This window comes from Bacillus sp. CGMCC 1.16607, assembly GCF_042683745.1.
GTDB lineage: Bacteria > Bacillota > Bacilli > Bacillales > Cytobacillaceae > Pseudoneobacillus.
On the sequence record NZ_JBHUJX010000025.1, the window covers coordinates 646,082 to 670,463 of the forward strand.

At 37.6% G+C, this 24,382-nt stretch carries 25 protein-coding genes, 1 pseudogene and 1 other annotated feature; of the genes and pseudogenes, 2 read left to right on the plus strand and 24 right to left on the minus strand.

All coding sequences use genetic code 11. The features are described from left to right. Positions 1-34 precede the first annotated feature (34 nt). The 6 genes and pseudogenes from ACFSO7_RS19745 to nadB form a co-directional block, all read right to left on the minus strand. Complete coding sequence (locus ACFSO7_RS19745) at positions 35-775, minus strand: YhcN/YlaJ family sporulation lipoprotein (protein WP_377879089.1); 741 nt, start codon at positions 773-775, stop codon at positions 35-37. An 85-nt stretch (positions 776-860) separates the two neighbouring features. Beyond that, the gene (locus ACFSO7_RS19750; RefSeq protein WP_377879090.1) at positions 861-1,847 is read right to left on the minus strand and encodes a phosphotransferase; all 987 of its coding nucleotides are present in this window, start codon (positions 1,845-1,847) and stop codon (positions 861-863) included. A gap of 1,471 nt (positions 1,848-3,318) precedes the next feature. Further along, positions 3,319-3,735: pseudogene (gene safA, locus ACFSO7_RS24040) on the minus strand (SafA/ExsA family spore coat assembly protein); the annotation flags it as partial. A 192-nt stretch (positions 3,736-3,927) separates the two neighbouring features. Continuing rightward, entirely contained in the window at positions 3,928-5,034 is a 1,107-nt protein-coding gene (nadA, locus tag ACFSO7_RS19760; protein WP_377879092.1) for a quinolinate synthase NadA, read from the minus strand. Positions 5,035-5,036: 2 nt separating this feature from the next. Next, positions 5,037-5,888 carry a carboxylating nicotinate-nucleotide diphosphorylase gene (gene nadC / locus ACFSO7_RS19765; RefSeq protein WP_377879093.1) on the minus strand — a complete coding sequence of 284 codons (852 nt, stop codon included), beginning with the start codon at positions 5,886-5,888 and terminating at the stop codon, positions 5,037-5,039. After that, positions 5,857-7,437: an L-aspartate oxidase gene (gene nadB / locus ACFSO7_RS19770; RefSeq protein WP_377879095.1), complete on the minus strand. Its 1,581-nt coding sequence runs from the start codon at positions 7,435-7,437 to the stop codon at positions 5,857-5,859. Before nadB ends, nadC begins: the two co-directional genes overlap by 32 nt. Before the next feature lie 234 nt (positions 7,438-7,671). Between nadB and ACFSO7_RS19775 the strand changes: the two genes are divergently transcribed. Then, positions 7,672-8,808 (plus strand): IscS subfamily cysteine desulfurase, encoded by a 1,137-nt coding sequence (locus tag ACFSO7_RS19775; RefSeq protein WP_377879096.1) that lies wholly within the window; start codon positions 7,672-7,674, stop codon positions 8,806-8,808. Positions 8,809-8,900: 92 nt separating this feature from the next. Then, on the plus strand, positions 8,901-9,443 hold the full coding sequence (locus tag ACFSO7_RS19780; protein WP_377879097.1) for a transcription repressor NadR: 543 nt from the start codon (positions 8,901-8,903) through the stop codon (positions 9,441-9,443). 205 nt (positions 9,444-9,648) lie between these two features. On the opposite strand, the gene pheA is transcribed toward ACFSO7_RS19780, so the two are convergent. The 18 genes from pheA to ACFSO7_RS19870 form a co-directional block, all read right to left on the minus strand. Continuing rightward, positions 9,649-10,512, minus strand: coding sequence for a prephenate dehydratase (gene pheA / locus ACFSO7_RS19785; RefSeq protein WP_377879098.1), 864 nt, complete (start codon positions 10,510-10,512; stop codon positions 9,649-9,651). Positions 10,513-10,551: 39 nt separating this feature from the next. Further along, positions 10,552-11,010 carry an ACT domain-containing protein gene (locus tag ACFSO7_RS19790; RefSeq protein ID WP_377879099.1) on the minus strand — a complete coding sequence of 153 codons (459 nt, stop codon included), beginning with the start codon at positions 11,008-11,010 and terminating at the stop codon, positions 10,552-10,554. Between the two features lie 73 nt (positions 11,011-11,083). Next, positions 11,084-12,376: a GTPase ObgE gene (gene obgE / locus ACFSO7_RS19795; protein WP_377879101.1), complete on the minus strand. Its 1,293-nt coding sequence runs from the start codon at positions 12,374-12,376 to the stop codon at positions 11,084-11,086. Between the two features lie 59 nt (positions 12,377-12,435). After that, positions 12,436-12,966: a Spo0B C-terminal domain-containing protein gene (locus ACFSO7_RS19800; RefSeq protein WP_377879102.1), complete on the minus strand. Its 531-nt coding sequence runs from the start codon at positions 12,964-12,966 to the stop codon at positions 12,436-12,438. A 128-nt stretch (positions 12,967-13,094) separates the two neighbouring features. Then, on the minus strand, positions 13,095-13,385 hold the full coding sequence (gene rpmA, locus ACFSO7_RS19805) for a 50S ribosomal protein L27 (protein WP_377879103.1): 291 nt from the start codon (positions 13,383-13,385) through the stop codon (positions 13,095-13,097). 12 nt (positions 13,386-13,397) lie between these two features. Beyond that, the gene (locus tag ACFSO7_RS19810) at positions 13,398-13,727 is read right to left on the minus strand and encodes a ribosomal-processing cysteine protease Prp (protein WP_377879104.1); all 330 of its coding nucleotides are present in this window, start codon (positions 13,725-13,727) and stop codon (positions 13,398-13,400) included. A 14-nt stretch (positions 13,728-13,741) separates the two neighbouring features. Beyond that, a complete protein-coding gene (gene rplU / locus ACFSO7_RS19815) occupies positions 13,742-14,050 on the minus strand; it encodes a 50S ribosomal protein L21 (protein WP_377879105.1) in 309 nt (102 codons plus the stop codon). 13 nt (positions 14,051-14,063) lie between these two features. Continuing rightward, positions 14,064-14,143: a sequence feature (ribosomal protein L21 leader region), on the minus strand. A 62-nt stretch (positions 14,144-14,205) separates the two neighbouring features. Next, complete coding sequence (locus ACFSO7_RS19820; protein WP_377879491.1) at positions 14,206-15,654, minus strand: Rne/Rng family ribonuclease; 1,449 nt, start codon at positions 15,652-15,654, stop codon at positions 14,206-14,208. A 58-nt stretch (positions 15,655-15,712) separates the two neighbouring features. Continuing rightward, the gene (locus tag ACFSO7_RS19825; RefSeq protein WP_377879106.1) at positions 15,713-16,579 is read right to left on the minus strand and encodes a M50 family metallopeptidase; all 867 of its coding nucleotides are present in this window, start codon (positions 16,577-16,579) and stop codon (positions 15,713-15,715) included. Further along, a complete protein-coding gene (locus ACFSO7_RS19830) occupies positions 16,572-17,345 on the minus strand; it encodes a peptidoglycan DD-metalloendopeptidase family protein (protein ID WP_377879107.1) in 774 nt (257 codons plus the stop codon). Before ACFSO7_RS19830 ends, ACFSO7_RS19825 begins: the two co-directional genes overlap by 8 nt. A 104-nt stretch (positions 17,346-17,449) precedes the next feature. Beyond that, positions 17,450-18,253, minus strand: coding sequence for a septum site-determining protein MinD (gene minD, locus ACFSO7_RS19835; RefSeq protein ID WP_377879108.1), 804 nt, complete (start codon positions 18,251-18,253; stop codon positions 17,450-17,452). Position 18,254: 1 nt separating this feature from the next. After that, on the minus strand, positions 18,255-18,935 hold the full coding sequence (gene minC / locus ACFSO7_RS19840) for a septum site-determining protein MinC (protein WP_377879109.1): 681 nt from the start codon (positions 18,933-18,935) through the stop codon (positions 18,255-18,257). Between the two features lie 259 nt (positions 18,936-19,194). Further along, positions 19,195-19,707 carry a rod shape-determining protein MreD gene (gene mreD / locus ACFSO7_RS19845; RefSeq protein ID WP_377879110.1) on the minus strand — a complete coding sequence of 171 codons (513 nt, stop codon included), beginning with the start codon at positions 19,705-19,707 and terminating at the stop codon, positions 19,195-19,197. Further along, a complete protein-coding gene (gene mreC / locus ACFSO7_RS19850) occupies positions 19,704-20,585 on the minus strand; it encodes a rod shape-determining protein MreC (protein WP_377879111.1) in 882 nt (293 codons plus the stop codon). The genes mreD and mreC overlap by 4 nt, the downstream gene beginning before the upstream one ends. A gap of 20 nt (positions 20,586-20,605) precedes the next feature. Next, positions 20,606-21,628 carry a rod shape-determining protein gene (locus tag ACFSO7_RS19855; RefSeq protein WP_377879112.1) on the minus strand — a complete coding sequence of 341 codons (1,023 nt, stop codon included), beginning with the start codon at positions 21,626-21,628 and terminating at the stop codon, positions 20,606-20,608. A 147-nt stretch (positions 21,629-21,775) separates the two neighbouring features. Beyond that, on the minus strand, positions 21,776-22,483 hold the full coding sequence (gene radC / locus ACFSO7_RS19860) for a RadC family protein (RefSeq protein WP_377879113.1): 708 nt from the start codon (positions 22,481-22,483) through the stop codon (positions 21,776-21,778). Between the two features lie 38 nt (positions 22,484-22,521). After that, positions 22,522-23,094 carry a Maf family protein gene (locus tag ACFSO7_RS19865; protein ID WP_377879114.1) on the minus strand — a complete coding sequence of 191 codons (573 nt, stop codon included), beginning with the start codon at positions 23,092-23,094 and terminating at the stop codon, positions 22,522-22,524. Between the two features lie 183 nt (positions 23,095-23,277). After that, on the minus strand, positions 23,278-24,324 hold the full coding sequence (locus ACFSO7_RS19870) for an SPOR domain-containing protein (RefSeq protein WP_377879115.1): 1,047 nt from the start codon (positions 24,322-24,324) through the stop codon (positions 23,278-23,280). Positions 24,325-24,382: the final 58 nt, after the last annotated feature.

A 24,382-nucleotide genomic window follows, 5' to 3' on the forward strand; every position in this document is an offset into this window, starting at 1 on the left:
AATCAGGTTTCTCTAAAAGAGAAACCTGAGAAAATTAACGATTATTATTTGTTAATCCATTCTTAAAGTTTTGAAACATATTTTTCAAATCGAAATCGATTTGGTCTTTAGGACCACCGTTTCTTAAATCATTATCAATATTTCGTATTCGACTGAAAGTGCCTTCGTCTGTCACAACAGTCACCGAACGATTTCCTAAATAAGGCTTCACAGCATTTTTAATTGCTCGTTTCGTGACCTCTTCTCTACTTGCGTCAGATAATTCTACCGCAATTAAGACGTTACTTCCATAAGTAACTGAACGCACATCCTCAACATTTGGAACATTGCCAGTAACTCTTCCAATCTTCTCCGTTAACTCGCCTTCGTATCCTGTGTAGTAAGAACTCTTTGCTTTATTCGTATTGTCATTTAAATGACCGTGGTAATTGGCGTCACTATTGCTGAAACGATTATCACGTTGAAACATGTTTCGATCATTGTCAGCAACTGGTCGAGTTGGATTAACTGGATTCCCGTTCCTTACTGAAGTGTTATAAATACGATTGGTTAAGTTTCGCTCATTCCCAACCGTATGGTCCATCATTTCTGTCACAGGACCATCATTATCATCCAAAATACGAGCATTTCCTTTGTGGTTTTCATTTGAATAATATCCCATTGGTTGGGCTGAATTATTTCTATTTTGAACAGCGGTGTCATCATTATTGCCGCAACCAGCTAATCCTAGTGCCATTACAGTAGATAATGGTAAGACTAAATATTTTCTGTTCAAATGATAACCCCCTTCGAAAATGCGGCACATATTCATGTGCTCTGGCTTAGCTTGTGAGCACGAAGGAGGTTTTATTACTGTTAGTTCACACCAAATTCTTCAAGTCCAATAAAAACCGTTGTCTTTGATTTATTTTTGAAAAAGTTAATTCCATTACTTGTTGTAATTTCCTCTTATTTTCGTAAGTTTGTTCCCTAATTAGACGATTCCATTCTCGGAATAGATCTGTTGGATAGGCTAGTGCATATATATATGGATTGATATGAAGTAACTTTTTTAAACTTTTGTACTGAGCTAAACGATTTATGTCCCAATTTATAAAGGGCAATATTCGATTGGCAAACTGTAATAAATCCATGCTACTTGGGCCAATACTAATTAAATCGAAATCAATTAAATAGAGCTTTTCATTTTTCCCTCTTAAGAAATTATGATGCGCTACATCTCCATGAAGGACCACATTTGGTTCTTTATCAATCAGTTCTTGACCTTTACCAATTCCCTCTAAAGACCATTCCGCCCAATTGATCCATTCGAACACCCATTCATATGGGATAAATCGTCCCACTACTTTCGAATTCTTTTTAAACTGCTCCAATCTTTCTGTCCATTTTTTTTGCAAAATAAATTCAGGCAAAATCGTTTGGTATCGCTGAACCGATTGTTTTGTCGTTCGATGATATTTTTCGAGAAGAGATAATCCTTCCTGCCTTTCACTCTCATATAGATAGGTAAATGTTTGAATATGTGGTTCAATAAATGGCATACATCCGAAATATTGATTATTATAAAAAATCGGTTCTTGATCTAAACTAAGAAAGGTATAGGTTTGTTCAAATCCCTCCGTTTTAAGACTCGATGTGAAAGCTTCCTGAAGTTTTAGTCTGTTATAAGAAGAATACCCTTTTAAAATAAATATTCCTTTACTGGTATTTATTTTAAATACTTGTCCCCGTATTGGATTGATTTCATTTATTTTAAAAGGAAATTGTTTTTGAAAAGAGGTGAGGAGACTCCGGCTTCCACCATGGTCTCCTCTTTTTCTGTCAATATAAATCACTGCTGTCGTCAAAATCTCTAGGACCAGGCACTTGACCAAATCCATATGGATTCATATATGGTGGCTGTACATTTTGCGTTCCATATTGTGGGGTAAATACGCCTGAAGTTCCTTGATCATAAGGATTGATTGGTGCTTTTGGAAATTTTGGACCACCGCAACCACAATCATATTCAAATCCAGCTTGTGACATATGTGGAGAGAATTGCGCCATTCCCATACCATCTGGTGATTCTGTTAAATGCTCAGTTTGTGGAATTTGTTGAAAAGGCATTTGACCATATCCAAATGGCATTTGCTGCATTGGTATTTGCCCCCCACCAAATGGCATTTGCTGCATTGGCATTTGGCCCCCACTAAATGGTATTTGCTGCATCGGCATTTGACCTTCACCATACGGCATTTGTGGCATCATCATTTGGTTATTCTCATTTTCCATTGGTTGAGATTGGTTTTGTTGAGTGCGATTTGGCATTGGTGTAAATGGCATTTGCGGGGACCCAAATGGCATTTGACCTCCTCCATATGGCATTTGCTGGGACCCAAATGGCATTTGACCTCCTCCATATGGCATTTGTTGGGACCCAAATGGCATTTGACCTCCTCCATATGGCATTTGTTGTGACCCAAATGGCACTTGACCTCCTCCATACGGCATTTGCTGGGACCCAAATGGCATTTGACCTCCTTCATATGGCATTTGCTGAGACCCAAATGGCGCTTGACCTCCTCCATATGGCATTTGCTGAGACCCAAATGGCACTTGAGCTCCTCCGTATGGCATTTGCTGGGACCCAAATGGCACTTGACCTCCACCGTATGGCATTTGCTGAGCTCCGAATGGAATTTGACTTCCTCCATATGGCATTTGCTGGGCACCATAAGGTACAGAAAATGCTGGTGAGACTTCCCCTAAACCAGGTCCTGGTAAAACCGGAGAGGCCGGAACACAATTATCTGGAAATGGTCCTATAAATCCTGGTTCCAAGGCTGTTGGAGCCAATCCCATCGGTTGATTTTGTGGTACATTTTGAGTATCTTCTACCCCCATAACTGCATTTGGGTTATGACCCATTGGGCTCATCATTGGCATTTGTGGCATGAATGAAGATGATTCATCTTCCATTCCAGCTAAGTAAGTAGGATTTTCAACCCCTGGCATCATTCCTGGGTTCATCACTCCCTGCACTTGTGGCATAGCCTGTTGCTGATAAAGCATAAATGGGTGTTGAAATGGTAAACATGGTTGAGGAGGGCACCAGCCTGGCTGAAGCCCAGATCCTGGTAAAATCGGGCTTACTGGAACACAATATTCTTCTGGCATCGCTTGTTCAATAGGTGCTTCTACTAATGGCGATTCTTCCTTGGGTACCTCCATAATTGGAGCCTCTTTAATTGGCAACTCTTTTGGCATTTCTTTTGCTTCAGGTAGGATATTTGTCGGTTTTGGTGGAAGCTGTGGTGGCTGTTGAATATTCATGTTTGCCATATTCAACATGTAATAGTTATTAATGTCAATTTCCGGAATAACTGGCTGTGGCACTACTGGAGTATAGTGTGCGATTGGTGCTTCTTTTTTTGGCATTACAGGTGCTTCCTTAATAGGCATGACCGGCGCTTCCTTCTGTGGTGCTTCCACAACTGGTAATGGTTTAGGCTGCTCTTTTACAAAAGGCTGTTCTGCTTTAGGCATTTCTTTTTTTGCACCTAAAACTTGACCAATTGGCGCCTCTTTCTTAACCGAACCTCCAGCAGTTGGGACTTTAATTTTCATACCGGGCATGATCATATCTGGATTACTGAGTTGGGAATTCATCTTTTTTAACTCTTCAAAATTAACGCCATATTTCTTGGCAATTTTCCAAAGAGTATCCCCTTTCTGAACGATATGGATCTTCACAATGTTTCCCTCCTATGGCATAAGTCCATATAGTGTATGTCGTACTAGGCAAATTGCTATTCATCTGTAAAAAAACTTATGCAATTTTTCTCATAATATGATTCCCTTCATTCCTAGTGTATGCTGTTTTTTAATTCAGCATGTTTAATATATAATAAGGAGGATAACCCAATTGGTCATCCTCCCCCTTTTTTATGCATTCTTTAACATACGTTCAAGCGCTAGCTTTGCATTACATGATATATTTTTTTCTACTTTAATTCGATTATTTTCAAAATCACTTTCAAGCATTTCCAAACACCAAACTAAATGAGGCAAATCAATTCTGTTCATCGTTAAACAAGGGCACATATGTGGATTTAACGAAATAATTTTCTTGTCAGGATGATCTTTTATTAATCGATTCACAAGGTTCATTTCCGTTCCAATCGCCCACTCTGAACCTTCTGTCGCACCTTCAATGGCTTGAATAATATAACTAGTAGAGCCCGCCATATCAGAAAGTTCTACCACTTCCCTACGGCATTCTGGATGAACGATGATATTCATGTTAGGATGTTGTTTTCTAACCTCAGCTATATTTTCAATTGTAAAATTTTCGTGAACGGAGCAATGTCCTTTCCAAAGGATTACTTTTATCTTATTTAATTCACCATCGTATTCAAGTCTGTCCGAATGTGGATCCCATACAGCCATTTCGTCTAGGCTAATTCCTAAATTTACTGACGTGTTTCTTCCTAAATGCTGATCAGGTAAAAAAAGTATTCTTTCTTTTTTAGCAAAAGCCCACCGAACCATCGTTTCCGCATTTGAGGATGTTACAGTAGCACCACCATTTTCACCCACAAATGCTTTAATCGCTGCTGTCGAGTTCACATAAGTTAATGGAATAATTGTCTCTCCAAAGATTTCTTGTAACTTCTTCCATGCGATCTCGGTTTGCTGTAAATCAGCCATATCAGCCATTGAGCAACCTGCACGCATATCTGGTAAAAATACCTTTTGGTTTTCATTCGTTAAAATATCAGCTGTTTCCGCCATAAAATGAACACCACAGAAAACAATAAATTCTGCTTCTGTATTTGCTGCTGATAATTGAGCCAATTTCAAGGAATCTCCAGTAGCATCTGCAAACTGAATCACTTCATCTTTTTGATAATGGTGTCCCGGAATATAAAGTCTTGAACCATATTTTTCCTTTAGATACCAAGCTCTTCGTTCCAATTCGTGTTTATCCAATTCCCGGTAATGATCAGGAATCATTAAATGATTATTTTTCAATGATGCTAAGAAGCTCATGACTATTCCTCTCCTCTTTGGCATGCTCCTACTTTTACACTTATATCTAATGCTTTAAATGAATGAGTTAAAAATCCCAGTGAAATATAATGCACTCCCGTTTTTCCATATGCCGCTAAATTATTTAAGGTAATACCCCCAGATGCTTCCGTAATTATGCCTTCTGGGACATATCCCATCCATTGCTTAATCTCTTCAGGTGAGCGATTATCTAGCATAATCACATCTACCTTTGCCTCAATTGCTTCGATTAATTGCTCAACAGTTTCAATTTCAACCTCAATTTTGATCATATGCCCCAGCTTCTCCCGAACTCGTTTTACAGCGTTCGTAATCGAACCAGCAAATGAAATGTGATTATCCTTGATCATGACACCATCATATAAACCATAACGGTGATTGAAACCACCGCCACATCTTACCGCGTACTTCTCAAACATTCGAAGTCCTGGTGACGTTTTTCTCGTATCACATAGTTTCGTGGTTGAACTGTCTATTTCTTGTACAGCCTTTTTAGTAATCGTTGAAATTCCGCTCATCCTTTGAACTAAATTGAGAATCACTCGCTCCCCTTTTAATAGATCGGAAATTTCACCTGATGCTGTTGCAAGGATTTGCCCGACTTGAATGAAATCGCCATCTTTCACATTTACATGAACTTGTATTTGCTCGTTTAGAAGCTTATACCCGTATTTAATGATGTCTTCCCCACAGAAGATCCCTTCTTCTTTTGCAATAAACTCAACTTCACCCATTACACCTTTTGAAAAAATAAGGTCACTTGTAATATCTTGATCTCCAATATCCTCATTAAAAAACTGTTCAAGTTGCGAGCGCAGTTTTAACGTATTCATCTTTTTTCGCCCCTTCTCCCTGTCGATTATAAATAATTTGTTTTTTGCACCAATTTAGATCATCCTCAAATGGGAAATCACTGCGGAAATGTCCACCACGACTTTCTGTCCGAATTAAGCATGAGTTGGTAATTAATTTTGCTGTAATAAGCATAAAGATAATTGATATTTCATTTCTTGAATAACCATCTAGTTCACTAATATTGTTTATTTCAAATTGTTCCAACCAATTTTTGTGGTTTTTGAGTGAATGATAAGAACGAACGATACCGACATCTTCCATCATTCTTGCTTGCAAAACATCAATTGATGGAAGTTTTAGCGGTGTTTTCATGATTGTATACTTCGTGTTAGATAATTCAATGCTGAAAGACTGACGTCCCATTAAATTTATCCATTCAGCTAGTTTCTTCCCTTGATATAATCCTTCCAATAAGGAATTGCTCGCTAAACGATTGGCTCCATGAAGACCGGTGCAAGAAACCTCCCCAATTGCATAAAGTCCCTCTATGGAAGTTCTTCCATATGAGTCTGTTTTAATTCCTCCCATTAGAAAATGGCTACCTGGTACAACAGGTATTTTCCCCTGGGATAGGTCGATATTGTTTTTGGAACATAAGCTTGTAATCGAAGGAAACCGTTTCTCAAAATCTGTTAGCTTTCGAATATCTAAAAATACTTGTTTACCTTTTTTCACATAATCATAAATTGTCTGTGAAACAATATGTCTAGGTGCCAAATCCTTTAATGGATGTATTCCTTCCATAATCGGGATACCACTCTCAGTGGTTAGAATAGCGCCTTCCCCGCGAACTGCTTCAGAAACAAGTCCTTTTGTCTCACCATCTACATACAATAAAGTCGGATGAAATTGAATGAATTCCATATCTGCAATCTCAGCACCAGCCAAATAAGCCAAAACAATACCGTCACCTGTTACCGTTTTGGCATTTGAAGTAAAACTATATAATTGGCCGCAGCCGCCCGTTGCAAGAATGACATGTTCAGCATAGAAATGATGGATTTGTTCATCAACTGATTTCGCTTTCACACCAATACAGCGATTTTGTTTCTCATCCATTATTAATTCATAAACATGGAAGTTCTCTTGGATATGAATATTTTTTTGTAACTGGGAAATAAGAAAATGAACGAGCCTCTTACCCGTTGCATCTCCGCCTCCATGTACAATTCTTTTTTGACTATGTGCCCCTTCCATCCCTAGCAATAGGGCACCATCAACATCGTGATCAAAATCGCAGCCTTGTTCAAATAGATTGTTTATTAAATGAGGAGCTTCTTCGATTATTTCCTGAACGATTTGTTCTTGATTATGAAATCGACCAGCCTCAAGCGTATCTTGATAATGTTTGAATGGATGGTCATCTCTCCCTATTGCAGCAGCGACTCCGCCTTGTGCTAAATAAGAATTAGCTGTTTTCAAAGTTGACTTTGTGAGAATCCTCACATTTTTATCATGATGCAAGTGAGCTGCAAGCTGTAATGCCGCGATTCCACTTCCTATAATTAAAACATCACTGTAATTCATTCCCATTACCCTCCTGATTAACAGGTGTCTTGACACCTATATTTACATAGATTTAAACTTATGACAAGAGTTTTTCAATATTTATCTAAACAAAAGCTCGGGCGGTCTGTCTCATTATCGACACTAGTACTTCCAGTACGTCGGACTTGACGTGAACCATACTTTGTCAATGAGTTATATACATTCGATTATTTTTATAGTTTTTAAACAACAAGAAAATTAGGTGATGATTATATGAAATATTTTGACTATGCAGCAACTTGTCCATTAGACCAGGATGCTGCTGAGGCTTATATTCAAATTGCTACTGACTATTTTGGAAATTCTAGTAGTCTTCATGATATTGGAGGGAGATCTGCACAATTATTGGATAACTGTCGAAAAACTTTAGCTAGAATACTAGGAGTAAACGAAAAAGGGCTATTTTTTACTAGCGGTGGTTCGGAAAGCAATTTTTTAGCCATTGAAGCGCTTTTATCAGCTACCAAGAAAAAGGGTAACCATATTATTACAACAATAGCAGAGCATTCATCCATCCATGGAACTTTGAAAAGGCTTGAAAAAGAAGGATTCGAAATTACTTATTTACCTTTTTCAAAAAACGGGATTGTTTCTCTAGATATCCTGCAACAATCAATAAGAAGTGAAACAATACTTATAGCTATCGGGCATACAAACTCTGAAATCGGCACCATTCAACCAATCGAAGAAATAGCCATATTGTGTAAAAAGGAAAATATCCTTTTTCATTGTGACTTTGTACAAGGATTTGGAAAAGCAGACTCAAGTAAACTTTTTGAACAAATAAGTAGCTTTTCCTTTTCAAGCCATAAATTTTATGGGCCAAAAGGAACTGGTGGAGTTTTTATTCAACCCAATATTAACTGGACATCCTTCTTCCCAGGAACTACCCATGAATTTGGGTTACGCCCTGGAACGATCAATGTTCCTGCTATTGCTGCGATGACAGTGGCCGCAGAGAAAATAATTAAGCACCAATCCGAAAGGCTGGTGAAATTTAGTCAACTTAGGGAGCGGTTTATTGAGACATTGAAACCAATATGTGATCGGATAACGATACATGGTTCATCAGGTCATGAGCAAAGTCCAGGCATTATTGGGTTATGTATTGACGGGATAGAAGGTCAATGGCTTATGTTGGAATGTAATCGCTTCGGATTTGCCATTTCTACTGGAAGCGCCTGTCAATCGGGCATGCAAGCACCATCAAAAACGATGCAAGCCATTGGTTTAACTGGAAAAAAAGCGAAAGAATTCATCCGGATTTCTTTCGGGAATGCCACCACATTAGAAGAGGTGGCAGAGCTTGGACACAAAATTGTCACGATTACTCGTGATTTCACAAAGTAAAGTCGTTTAAAATCATCGATTAGAGTGGTTTTTACTGCCCCCTGAAGGTTAAAATGGAATATATGATTTTATGGAAAGCCGAGGAGTTTTTTATGACCAAAGATAAAAAATTATTAGGAGATGACAGAAGAGAGTGGATATTAAACCTGCTGAAAGGAAGCGGGACTCCTATTACAGGCGGAGAGCTTGCAACGAAAACGAATGTCAGTAGACAGGTCATTGTTGGAGACATCACTCTTCTAAAAGCTAAAAATGAGCCGATTATTGCGACAAGCCAAGGTTATATGTATTTAAAGGCAAGTTCACCTATCCCACTAATCGAAAGAACAATTGCCTGCTCTCATACACCAAATGAAGCGGAGGAAGAATTAAATCTTCTCGTCGATCACGGTGTGACAGTTAAAGATGTGAGAATTGAGCATCCAGTTTATGGAGATTTAACCGCATCCATTATGGTATCAAATCGTCAGGAAGTAAAACAGTTTATGAAGAAAGTTCTATCGACAAAAGCATCTTTTCTATCTGAGCTTACCGAAGGAATACATTTGCATACGATATCAGCTTCAACCGAGAAAGCACTAGATGAGGCTGAAAACGCGTTATTAAAAGCTAATTTTTTAATAGAATATAATTAAAGAACAAAAGCGCGGGGCGCCTTGATCAGCCCCGACAAGCAAATGCCGTCCCAAAGAGGAGGTTTGCTCTTTAACCTCATCTTTGGGGCGCCATTTGACCTCGAGGGGCTAGGCGCTGGAGCTGAACGTGGACTATACAAGTAAAGAAGTTATTCACATCCGAGTACTTTATACGCTTAACAATGAAAAGTAGAAAAAGGGATGTCTATACGACGATCCCTTTTTCTACTTTAAACGCGGGATAACTGCCTAATACTTTTACCTTGCTTCCTAAAGCCTCTAGTTCAGCAATAGCACCAGGGATTAGTACATCATCCATTTCTTTTTCGATATCAATAATAAAGAAATACTTACCAAGACCCGTTTTCATCGGACGTGATTCGATTTTCGATAAATTCAGCTTTCTCCATGCAAATGCAGATAAAACGAGATGAAGGGCTCCCGACTGGTCTTCTGGTAATGTAACCATCACTGTAGTTTTATATCTACTATTCAATTCTTTTGTATAGGTGAATTCTAATTTGTCTTTTGATAAAATTACGAACCTCGTATAATTATGGGAATAATCGTGAATATTATTCGCTTTAATTGTTAAATTGTATTCTTCTGCCGCTAATTCATTAGCAATCGCTGCAATTGGCAGCTCTGAATGTTCACTTATATACTGCGCCGCTGCTGCTGTCGATGTCATACTCTCACTAGATATTCCCTTCCAATGGTGGTGTAAATATTTATGACATTGAGCAATCGCATGGGAATGACTATAAATTTTCGTAATTTCCTTATCCATATTTAAAGGATGAACTAATAAATGCTGAGCAATTGGAGTAGAAATTTCCCCTCGAATCGGTAGATCCGCTTCATGAATTAAATAATCAAGCGTAATGTTCACAGATCCTTCTAAGGCATTTTCTAAAGGTACTGTTGCAATATCCACTTCACCATTTTCTACTGCATCAAAGCATTCCGGAATCGTTTTATAAGGAATACTAGAATAAGTATTCGGAAACATCTTTCGAACCGCTAAATCGGTAAATGTTGCTTTTGGACCTAAGAAGCCAACCTTCATCGTTTTTTCCCTCCATTTAAAAAAAGCTGGATTTCGGATCTATGATGCACCCGAACCCAGCACTTCTACTTTTTCAACAAACTCTAATTGGCGAAGTTGTGAGAGTAATTCATCAATTTCAATCTCCATATCTGCCATATTTAATGACAAAGTGACATTCGCCCGTCCTTGAAGAGGGATTGTTTGGTGAATCGTTAATACATTGCAGCCAGAAGATGCGACTACACTTAATAATTTGGAAAGCGTTCCAGATCGATCTTCTAAATGAAAGAATAAAGAAATCAATCTTTCCTTGACAATAGATGAAAATGGAAATACAGTATCTCTGTATTTATAGAAAGCACTTCGACTTAAATCGACCTTACGAACAGCATCCCAGACTGAATCCGCTTTGCCACGTTCGATCATTTCTTTTGCCTCAATTGTTTTCATCATCGCTTCTGGTAGCACATCTTCCCTTACTAAATAAAACTTAATATCTTTTTTATTCGACCGCATACGTCCACCTCTCCCATGCTCGAGAAGGTTATTCTCACAGTAAAGGACATTCAGACCCTAATTAACGTTTCACTTATTCGATAAACTCAAATTCAAAATCTAAAAGCCTTACGATATCGCCATCTTTTGCTCCCCGAGAGCGAAGTGCTTCATCAACACCCATGCCTCTAAGTTGACGAGCAAAGCGGTTAACCGATTCTTCTCTTGCAAAATTAGTCATTTTAAATAATTTTTCAACCTCAGCACCCGACACTTCAAATGCCCCGTCTGGACCTCGTGAAATTTTGAAATTAAGTTCTTTCGCTTCATGCTTGTAAAGTACTCGGTGAATTCCAGTATCTTCTTTCTCTTCTTCTATAAGAGGGAATTCTGGAGTAGTTTCTACTTTATCTGCTATGGCAAATAATAGGTCTCTTAATCCACTGCTAGTTATTGCAGATATTGGAAAAATCGGATAATCTTCCGTTAATTTCTCTTTAAACGTTTTTAAATTTTCTTCTGCATCAGGCATATCCATTTTATTGGCGACGATAATTTGAGGGCGTTCAGTCAACCGTAAATTGTACTCTTTTAATTCCTTATTAATCGTTAAGAAATCTTCGTATGGATCTCTGCCCTCTGTGGCTGCCATATCAATCACGTGTACAATGACGCGGGTTCTTTCAATATGTCGTAGAAACTGATGCCCTAGACCAACACCTTCGTGAGCACCCTCAATTAATCCTGGTAGATCTGCCATGACAAAGCTTCGGCCATCTGCTGTCTCAACCATTCCTAAATTAGGAACAATCGTCGTAAAATGATACTCAGCTATTTTCGGTTTTGCCGCAGAAACAACAGATAACAAAGTTGATTTCCCAACACTTGGAAAGCCAACCAAACCAACGTCTGCTAAAAGTTTTAGTTCTAAAATAACATCACGTTCTTGGCCTGGTTCACCATTTTCCGATAACTCTGGAGCTGGGTTTGCAGGGGTTGCAAAACGTGAATTTCCACGTCCTCCACGACCACCTTTTGCAATAACCGCTGTTTGTTCATGTTCAACTAAATCAGCGATAATTTCTTTTGTCTCCGCATCCATTACAACCGTACCGGGTGGAACCTTTACGACCATGTCCTGGGCTCCTCTACCATGCTGGTTTTTAGACATTCCGTGTTCACCACGGCTCGCCTTAAAATGCCTTTGATAGCGAAAATCCATTAATGTGCGCAGTCCTTCCTCTACTTTAAAAACGACATCTGCACCTTTTCCGCCATCTCCACCAGCTGGACCACCTTTTGGAATGTATTTTTCTTTACGGAAAGCGACCATTCCATTGCCACCATCTCCGCCTTTTACATAAATCTTGACCTGATCTACGAACATTTTAAATCCTCCCGTCTGTAGAAATTAATTTCGAATCATACGACGAGGCTCGTTGATTTCTATGTAATTTCCCAGTTCAACTCAAAGGACAATTCACTTTCTGAGATATCCTTTATTTTCACACATTCATGTGAATCCTTTAAAAATACTTCAATTTCTTTTGGTTTGACTATCGTTCCCGTAAAATCAAAAAAGAATTGAACCCCATTTTCATGAGGTAAAATCGAAATCGATAAATGATTCTCCTGAAATGCTTCGATACAGGAATTTAATGTCATAAAAAGTGAGCTTGTCCAGTTGGTTAATTGTGTATCATCCATCTTGACAGATTGAATGTCCCCTAATACCTCGTACTCTAAACGAAAATAATAATTATTCCAGTTAGTCACTAATAAGAGAGCTGCAAAATGAGGTAGCTGAAGGTTAGATAATCTAGCTTCCTGCTGTGCTTCCATCACAATCTCATCTATTATATCTTGTGCTCTTTCGAGTCGATTTAAAGATAAATTTCCTTTAATTAGCTGAATTTTATTAAGCCAATCATGTCGGGCATACCTTAACACATTGACTGTATTCCAATTATTATCCATACGATTTACTCCTACACCTTTTTTTATGGCAGAAGACTACTTTAAAATAGTATAACAAAAAAGGCATGTAGCGTAACTAGATAGGCCAAAAAAAAACTCTAACCCATCAGGTTAGAGTTTTCTAAAGCTTACGCTTCTTGTGCTACAGGATATACGCTAACTTGTTTACGGTCACGACCTAAACGTTCGAATTTAACAACACCATCAACTTTCGCGAATAGTGTGTCATCTCCACCACGTCCAACGTTTACACCTGGATAAATCTTTGTACCGCGTTGGCGATAAAGAATTGAACCACCAGATACTTTTTCACCGTCAGCTGCTTTTGCACCAAGGCGTTTCGCAATGGAATCACGACCGTTCTTAGTAGAACCTACCCCTTTTTTCGATGCGAAAAACTGAAGATCTAATCTTAACATTTGTTCCACCTCCTACTGGAAGGTAATTTTTATGTGTTTTCCGTAGTCTTTTTCAATCGTTTGTAAAGAAACAACCATACCCTCTAATAAGAGTTGAACCTTCATTTGTGTTTCTTCGGATAAATTACTAGGTAATTCACATCGAAGAAAGCCGTCCTTACCTTGTTCAATCATTGGTTCGATACCCGTCAAAGCGATAACGGAATTGACAGCACCAAATGATACAGCGGAAACGCCAGCACAAACAATGTCCTGACCTCTATTAGCAAACTGGGCATGCCCACTTAAAGTAAAGCTGCTAATCAGACCAGATTCCAAACGATTAATCGTTATTTGAATCATCTGTTAAGCTCCTTTTAAGCGTTGATTTTTTCAATTACAACTTTAGTGTAAGGCTGACGATGACCTTGCTTTTTGCGTTGGTTTTTCTTCGCCTTATACTTGAAAACGATAATTTTCTTTGCGCGGCCTTGCTTTTCAACTTTAGCAGTTACAGTAGCGCCTGCAACAACAGGGCTTCCAACTTTAACAGTTTCACCACCAACGAAAAGAACCTTGTCAAATGTTACCGTTTCACCAGCTTCAACATTAAGCTTTTCAATGTAGATAGCTTGTCCTTCTTCTACCTTTACTTGCTTACCACCAGTTTCGATAATTGCGTACATACTTGCACCTCCTTATAAGACTCAGACTCGCCATTCACAGGCGTTTTGAATAATCAAAAGCTTAAAACCTGCTCTGAGCGGTTGTAGCACGGGTGCTACAAACATAACATTAAAATACTAACATGATAGGTATGAAAGTGTCAATAACAAATAAATTATACAATCTTTGTTATTTCATAAAAAGATTTCGGAGCTTGTACATATGTGAAGAAGATATTTAATCCAATAGCTTCTTCTAACTTTTCCTTATGAATTGTATTATTGTCAGTAAAGTAACGATGTACCTCTTCAGTGGTGGTTACATAGACCGATTCATAATCAGAATGACGATACTCCCAGAGCTCTCTTTCTAATCGGAATGCCACTGTTTCTGGGCTTGCTACTTGTCCAAGGCCATCACAAGTTGGACATTTTTCAAACAAAGTTTCTAATAAGGTTGGTTTCGTTTTTCTTCGTGTTAGCTGTAAAATCCCTAATTCAGTAAAACCGATAATTTTTGCTTTCTTTGCATCCTTCTTTAGCTCATTTAATACTATTTGTATAATCTGCTGCCGCTCTCTCTCAAACTTCATATCGATAAAATCAATAAGAATCATCCCACCTAGGTCACGTAGGATGATTTGTCTTACTGCTTCAATCGCCGCTTCGGTGTTAACGATGTTGACAGTAGTCTGGCGTGAAGATTTCCCTACAAATTTACCAGTATTCACATCGATTACCGTTAAAGCTTCTGTTTCATCGATAACAAGATAGGATCCATTATCTAACCAAACGATTCTTTTTAATGCTTTTTCTAATTCAAGATTTAATTTCATCTCTGAAAAAATGTTCTCTTTGCCACTGTATAATTGGAGAGATATTTCAATATTTTTCTTTTTTTGAAGAAGGATCGATTCGAGTTTTTGTTTTAATTTCAAATCATCAACCCAAATCTCACCATAATCAATGACATTTAATTCTTCAGCTAACTGGGTGAGGAATAAGTCCTTCATTGATACTAGTTTCGGCCCTTTATATGTTGATGACTCTTTAACTATTTCTTCGTATTCTTTTCTAAGTAAATGAAGTTCCGATTGAATTTCATCTTGATCGGCTTTTTCACTATTTGTTCGGAAAATTAGCCCCTCATTTTGATCCACGAGACTCTTTCCATATACCTTTAATTTGTCTCGAAGCACTTGGTCTTCAATTTTCTGAGAGGCAGCAACAAATCCTCCATTTGGCATATAAATGATCTGTTCTCCTTGAAATTCAATGATTCCCGTTAAACGAGGACCCTTTGTTCCTGTAGCGTCTTTTTCCACTTGTACGAGAAGTCGCTCACCTTGGTGAACAAATGCGGAAATGTTTTTTTGATCTTTTATTTTTTGTTCGTCCGTACAATTTACGAAAGTAGCTAGTTTATCCCGATGAAGAAATCCTTGCTTTTCTTCACCAATATCAATAAATACAGCGTTCAACCCTGAAACTACTTTTGTAACGATCCCTAAGTATATATTCCCAACAAATGAATGATGAACGGGTTGATCGATAACGATCTTTGTCATTTTATTATTTTCAATAATCGCATAGCGCTTTTCAGTAGTTGAATAATTTACAATCATCTTTACCAAATCAATAGCCCCACTTCTCACTTAACTATTGATATATTATAACAAATTATTAATAAGGAAACAGAAGGTCACTTATTTTCGCTGTTAATTGTTTTTCAGTAAAATAAGCATGTAATAGTTCATTTTCATCTAATGTTCCCATCTCCTTACCTTCCTTCCGGACTACGATAAGATGTTTCTTCCCGCGTTGAAATTGTCCTAATACATCCATAATAAAATCAGATTCATCCACCATGATGGATTCTAAAGTGGAGAAGGTATCTTTTTTACCATAATATCTTTCCAACAAAAATCGCATGAAAATATAACGTTGCTGTTTCCATTCGGTGTAAAGGGAAATGAGTATGAAACTGATTACAATCCAGACATTTAAATTTAGAGGTGAAACAAGTAGAACTGAAATAATAAATAGGATGATGCATGCCATTGAAATGAGTAAAGTTCGACCATGCGCCTGTGGAAAAGAATGTTTCAAGGAGAACAGTAGGAAAATAAGTTTACCTCCGTCTAAAGGCCATATAGGTAATAAATTAAAAATTAAAACCATGAGATTATACTCGATAAAAAGTTCATATCGACCAAGGGAAATAATATCCATATTATATAGCCAATAGCCTGCAAGCATAAGCCAAAGATGCTGTATGGGACCAGCTATCGTTACAATCACATCTTCTTTAAGAGGACGATTACCGTGCTCATCCATTTCAGCAACCCCACCGAAGGGTAGAATGGAAATCCTTTTAATTCTCCACGAAAAAAAAGATGCAGCAACCGCATGGCCCATCTCATGAATAAAGATAATCAGGAGAAGTAAGCACAATTCCATGAAATGAGCGGTTGCTACAGCGAGTAGTATGACAATCCACAATAGTGGATGGATATGAATTTTTTGAATGAGTGAAGTTAATTTATTCAAAACGTATCACCTGACTTGGGTCGATAAAATCTTTTCCTTTTTTCATCGCAAGATTGAAGGATGATTTGGTTCCATCAGAAGTGCTCGTTGCAACACCAAGCTTCGTTCCTTTTTTAATAAAGTCGTATAATTTCACATCAATGGTAGCTAAGTTTCCATACCAGGTTTCTGTTTTATCTGCATGCTGGATGATAACCGTTTTTCCAAAGCCTTCTTTAATTCCAATGTTAAGTACAAAACCTTCATTCAGTGCTTCAACGGATGCATCTTTTCCAGCTTCAATAATGATCCCTTGCCCATTTTCAGCAAAACCCTCAATAATTCTACCAGATGCAGGCAGCGCATATTGTGGTCCAACTAGTTCAGTGGTGTCCTCTTTATTTTCTTTAAATGGTAGCAATGCTAATGGTTGACCAAATTTGTCTTCATACCATTTAGAAACTGCAGCAAACTGAAAATCGGTTTCCATCGTATTTTTTACTACATTACGAATGTTTTGAAAGGATGAACTCTCATTTTTAAATAAAATAGCAACAAGTAGAAATAAACAAACTGATGCTAAAATTTTAAACATAAATCGTTCTTTATTAAATAAAGGATGTCCCCCTTCATCTGGACCTGCTTCATAGGAAGATATTTTTTCAAATCCGTATTTTTCCTCATCTTCTGCCCAAAAAAGTGGTTTATCTATTTTCATTGTCGATTGCTCTCGAGACTTCTTCCTCCTAGCAATCCTTTTTCGAATTTCATCAGCTCTTGATTGCATATTCCCACCCGACCCTTTTGACATTTGTACAAGTCTATGAGTTGTCCTTGGGTTATATGACAATTTAATCTGATAATCAAAAAAGACTAGGAATAATCCTAGTCTTAGCGTACGCCAAAAAACTTTTTAATTTTTGTAAAAACGCCTCTTTGATCACTGTCTAGAGGTTCAAGTGGGATGGACTCGCCTAATATTCTTCTCGCAATATTTCGATAAGAGATAGACGCTTTACTATTTGGGTTAAGCGCAATCGGTTCGCCCGAATTAGATGCTTTAATGACTTCATCATCATCTGATACAATACCGATTAATTCAATTGATAAATGAGTGGTGATTTCATCCACATCTAACATATCCCCACTTTTCATCATATGATTTCGAATTCGATTAATGATAAGCTTTGCCGGCTCAACATTTTCTTCTTTTTCTAACAAACCAATGATTCGATCCGCATCCCGAACAGCGGAAACCTCTGGTGTTGTTACGACAATCGCTTTGTCAGCTCCAGCCACCGCATTTTTAAATCCTTGTTCGATTCCAGCTGGACAATCGATAACGACGTAATCAAATTCTTGTTTTAATTCATTAATTAATTTCTTCATTTGCTCTGGATTTACCGCATTTTTATCAGTCGTTTGAGCGGCAGGAAGTAGGTAAAGCAACTCCTCAAAACGTTTGTCCTTTACGAGTGCTTGATGGATTTTACACCGTCCTTCCACAACATCAACCAGATCATAAATAATCCGGTTTTCAAGGCCCATTACCACATCTAGATTTCTAAGACCAATATCTGTATCTACTAAACAAACTCGCTTCCCTTGAAGGGCTAAAGCTGTTCCTAAATTAGCAGATGTGGTGGTTTTCCCGACTCCGCCTTTACCTGATGTAATTACAATTGCTTCTCCCACACTAGCGTCCCCCTTCGAATCTTGATAGATTTGGTCTTATGTTCATTAAGACTTGTAGTCTATCAATCATAATTTGTTTATTGTCATCAATGTAAGCACATTCCATTTCACGATTTGATTCAATTGTGGAGTGATCTGGCGCTCGATTGATATATTGACTTATTCGTAATTGGGCGGGATTCATACTAGAGGCAACAATAACAGCCTCTTCATTGCCAGTGCATCCTGCATGGGCAATACCTCTTAAAGAACCCATAATAAAAATATTTCCTCCAGCCATAACCGTCCCACCTGGATTAACATCACCTATTAATAATAGATCACCGTCTACTTCTAAAATCTGTCCTGAACGAATAATTTTCGTCACGGTTATAATTTCTTCTTTGCCTTTTAATTGCTCAGCTTCATGAATCGTTATGACATTCGATTCAATTGAATCGACAACCAAATTCTTCTTTTGTCGAATTAAACTTCTTATCTCTTCTTTTTGTTCCTGATCTAAGTAACGATTTCCGACCTTTACATTCACCGTAATTAAAGGGCGATCTTCTTGAGCCCTTAAACTTGCTGATAATTTATCATCTAGCTCTTTTATTAATTCAAAATAAGAACAGGAATCATCAAGATGCAATGTTAGCCCATCCTTCGTTCCTTTGATCATTACATTCTGCATTTTCTTCATTTAGTGATGTCACCTCATATACGAAATGCGCAAGCGACTTGATCATCCCCGACAAGGAACCTCGAGGTCGACAAAAACTCGGACGACTGTCGCATTGTCGACATTAGTACATCCTGTACGTCAGGGCTAGCCGCTGGAGCTGGACTACTCTAAACTAATTTCAAGAATAAGAATCCTTGTACAATTTTACTTTTTTATTCTATGATAACAAGAATTCGACAAAAATTATATAAATCCTTTTTCATAATGTTCTCAACCATTAAGCAAGCTGATCATTTACTTTTTCGAATTGCTTTTTTAATGGGTAGACAAAAAGAATAATAAAAATAAAATTTAAAACGAGTGTGGGTAAAAGGCGCATACTTACATATTGTGGGAACGGCATAGATGTTACATGTATTAAAAAATTCATCTCAAACACCACTATTTCCATCAATGCAATGCCTAACAGAACAACAAAAGTGGCTATTATGATATTGGACTGCAAAATTTTCATCATTTTTGAAACAAAGTAAGCAGTCAATGGAATCATAAATAAATAAACTCCAATAATTTCAGTGTATACAATATCAAATAATAAGCCGAATAAAAGCCCATACCAAATACCCAGCTTTCTATTGCCATATATCGTTAACAGTAATATACCCGCCACTAGAAAATGAGGAACAATAATCCAGTCTTTATGAAATAATTTTGCTGGGAAAAGCTCTATAAACAAGCTTTCAAAAATAAAAAATAGAAAGAAAAGAACAAAAGGAAGGAAACGGCTCACAGTTCCTCCTCCTCATCGTCAACCATTTCAGAAAAATCCGGTTGGATCATCTTCCGAGTAATGACGATTACATTTTCAATATCATAAAAATTAGCACCAGGTTTAATATATGCTGTTTGATTTAATCCATATTGATCGGGAACAACCTCAACAACCTTCCCAATGACTAAACCTTCAGGGAAAACTCCACCAAGACCAGATGAAACGACATTTTGTCCTTTTTTAATATCAGCATTATGTGGAATCGTCTTGATTAAAAGTAATTCACGCTTTTCATCGTAACCCTCTACTAATCCAAAAATTTCCTTATCTGCTTGAATAATCGCGGAAATGCGGTATTTTGGATCCATTGTACTCAATAGCTGGACAGTTGAGGTAAAGGTAGAAATACTTTTTACTTTTCCAATTAACCCTTTTGAAGTGATGACTGGCATATTTTTTTTCATACCGTCAACTTTACCTTTGTTAATCACAATCATTTCATGCCATTTATCAGGATTTCGAGCTACAACAGTAGCTTGTATCGGGTCAAAATCCCTTAAAGTTTCCTTTTTATCTAATATATCGCGAAGTTCTTTATTTTCATTATCTAATAAATGAACTTGCGCTTCCAAACTGGCTAATTTGTCTAAACGCTTTTTAAGCTCTTTATTCTCGTTATATGTAACTTGCAAATCTTTTAAGTTCTCGAAAAAACCGGCAACAAAATGGGTTGGTTTTGATACAAGCGATTGAACCAAGCCAGTCGAGTCTTTTACAAACTTCTCTGGCCAGGTCAGTTGATTGCGGTCCCGTAATGAAAAACCGATTAATGCCACGAGAATAATTATGCTGACAAGCAAAATAATCAGGCGTTTATTCAAAAAAAACTGTGGCATTCCTTACACCTCTAATTTCATTATCGCGAATCCTTCGCTTTATTTTTAAATAAGTGGATGTGATCAAGAGCTTTACCCGTACCAATTGCTACGCAATCTAATGGGTTTTCAGCAATTAATACTGGCATTTTTGTTTCTTCACTAATAATTTTATCAATATTTCTAAGGAGGGCTCCTCCTCCAGTTAAGACAATTCCGCGATCCATAATATCCGCTGCTAATTCTGGCGGAGTTTTTTCAAGTGTATTTTTGACGGCATCAACGATTGCATACACAGTATCATGCAAGGCCTTTGAGATTTCTTCAGCCGTTATTTCAATGGTCTTTGGTAAGCCAGTCAGTAAATCTCTTCCCCTAATTTCCATATTCTCAATTCCTTCAGGGTCCCCTGCCGAACCGATTTCCATTTTAATGGATTCTGCAGTCCGGTCACCAATTAAAAGATTATACGTCTTGCGAATGTAATTAACCATTGCATCATCCATCTCATCGCCAGCAATACGAATCGATTGGCTCGTTACGATTCCACCTAATGAAATAATTGCAACTTCTGTTGTACCTCCACCTATATCGACAACCATACTTCCAGTTGGTTCCCATACAGGCAGGTTCGCGCCGATTGCAGCTGCAAAAGGCTCCTCGATTGTATAAGCATCTCTAGCTCCGGCTTGTCTAGTTGCATCGATAACAGCTCTTTCCTCTACAGCTGTTATCCCAGATGGAACACAAACCATCACATATGGCTTCCGCGCAAATAATCCAGTAGTTTTAGCAGATTGCTGAATATAGTATTTCATCATGATGGCAGTTGTTTCGTAATCAGCAATAACGCCATCCTTCATCGGTCGTAATGCTACAACATTTCCAGGTGTACGCCCGATCATATTTTTTGCATCATTACCAACCGCCACTATATGTTTAGTATCTGTTTGAAGAGCAACTACAGAAGGTTCTCTTAAAACAACACCTTTTCCTTTAACAAAAACAAGTGTATTCGCTGTACCTAAGTCAATTCCTAAATCCTTTGTCCCAATTCCAAACATCGTAGTATCTCCCTTTCTGATACGTGTCACGATTTTAAGATAAGGCTACTTTTTCCATCATAGCATTGATTCAAAACAATCAATAAACCTTAAAAAATCATAAACCATATTATATCGTAACTTTACTAAAAATTATAGTCCTACTGTTTATAAATACCCTTTTTCCTTTAAACTAACAAATTTATTTTCACCGATTATCAGATGATCTAATAACTCAATTCCTATGATTTTACCACATTCGACTAGTCTTTTAGTGACCTCTATATCCTCCCGGCTAGGCGCGGGGTCACCACTGGGGTGATTATGCAGAGCGATGATGGAGGCGGCTGAACGTTTTAGGGCTTCTTTGAACACCTCGCGTGGATGTACGATTGAAGCATTTAAACTTCCGATGAAGACAGTTTGTTTGTGGATGACTTGATTTTTTGTGTTTAAATAAAGGCAGACAAAATGCTCCTGTGTCAGAAATCGCATGTCATTCATCATATATTTCGCTCCATCCTCTGGAGAACGAATTACATAACGATCGTCAAAAGATAGATTCGCGATTCTTCTGCCTATTTCAACTGCTGCAAGGACTTGGATAGCTTTCGCTTTACCAATCCCTTTAATGTCTGTCATCTCTTCTAATGTTGCTGACTTTAGATGCCTTAATCCTTCAAAATGGGTAAGAAGTCGATTGGATAATTGAAGGACAGATTCTTGACTAGTACCAGTTCGAAGTAGCAATGCGATAAGTTCATGATTAGAAAGACTTTGTGGGCCATTTGAAACAAAACGCTCTCTTGGCCTCTCATCATGTGGGAAATCTCTTATCATTAGTGTTTGAGTTGGTGTTGATGTTTCCGTTTGCATTTTTAATTCCTCCCTCGTAGGGAGTTATTCGAAACGAGTTAAAACGCGAATGGGTATCCCGCTCTTTTTAATTCTCGTACCGTTCTAGCAATTGGCAGACCGACCACATTAAAATAATCACCTTGTATTTCTTTTACAAGATAACTGCCAAGTTGCTGAATTCCATAAGCACCAGCCTTATCAAGCGGCTCACCACTAGACACATACATGTTGATTTCCGCTTCGGTTAACTCCCAAAACGTTACTGTCGTTTTTTCAAAAAAGCGAATAGTGTCATTTAAATATATGATAGAGACACCAGTGTATACATCATGTGTTTTTCCCGATAATTTGGTAAGCATCCTCGAGGCTTCCTTTTCATCAGCTGGCTTTCCTAAAATATTTCCTTCTAAAACAACAATTGTGTCTGCTCCTAGAACAAAGGAAGAAGGATAATCCTTTGCTACAGCCTTTGCTTTTCTTTCCGCCAGCTCCATTACAACATCTTCTGGAGATAAATGTTCTGAAAAGCTTTCGTCAACATCACTACTAGAAATTTCAAATGATAGATGAATGTTTTCAAGAAGTTCTTTTCTGCGTGGAGATGATGAGGCTAATACGAGGTGCTTCATTCAATCACCTTACCTTTCGTTATTATCATTTAGGGAGATACACTCTAATCGTATCAAAAAAGTAGATGCTTAACAATTTTTATCTCTATTTTTTCAAACATCGTAGAATTAGAAAAAGTCTGTCGAATAATCAGACAGACTTCTGTATAGTATCCCATTTCCCAGAAAATAATCGAAGTTTGGCTATAGAGTAAAATACGTACCGATAAAGGTAAGAAGATGCTGCTGTGCATCAGTTAGGTAGGACTCTTTTGGTTGTAGTTTGTATGATTCTAATTTTTTGATTGCTCCTTCTAAATTAACACGTAATTGCTCTATTTTTTCGATCTTTATTCCTTCTTTAGTAGATAGGAGAATATTTTTCTGATTGTTTAGCGCTTTTTCATCCATTGCTTCCGCGACAGTTACACTTGATGAAAGTGAAGCAAGCATTTGATATACAGAAACGATTTCCTTTAATAGGTTCGCCTCCGCTTCTGTGACTTCTTTTAATTCCTTTGCTGGTAAGGTATAAGGCTTGGCAAAAACTTCTATACCTTTTGCTTTTAAACCACTGCCTATTTCCTTTGCTGCTTCAATCGAATCCGCAACTCCTAGTATAAGAATGGCTTTTCCATTCTCTTCGATGATTTGTGTAGGGATCCCTTTTTGTTTCACTCTTTGTTCTTCGATTTGAGCTGATTCAACACTTGAAAACACCCCACCTTGAATAATAAATGTATTTACCGGTGGCAGCTGAAGCTGTTGTACGGTACTAGTTGCCTCATTCTTAGCTGGAGTAAATTCTTCAGGTACAGCTATAACAGGTAATTCTTTTGTTTGTGTATCTGTAATAACTAACTTTAAAACGACAAACCCGAAACTTGCTCCGACAATAATAGCAAGTAAGAATGAAAAGAATAATGATTTCAATGGGCTGGTGTTTTGCTTTTTTAAATGTTTCTTTAATGAAGGCGTAATATTTTTCTTATTCCCTGTGGGTTGTCTAGCAATAATATATTCTTCTATTTCATCATCATTCTCCGGAAGAATCCAATCAAAGCTTTCGTCCACCGCTTCCCCTGCCGCCATTTCTGATAAGCTATCAAATTCTATTGACTCATCTATTTGCTCTTCCAAGTTTCTATCAATTTCATCAAGACTAATCTTAGCTTTAGGCTCTTCTTTTATTTTTCGTTCAGTTCCATTTATTTTAATCGAAATAGTAGAATTGTTTCTTTGCTTGTCCACTATGATAGACTCCTTTCTAGCGCCCAATTTGTTCCATCCTATCATATGAACAAAAAAA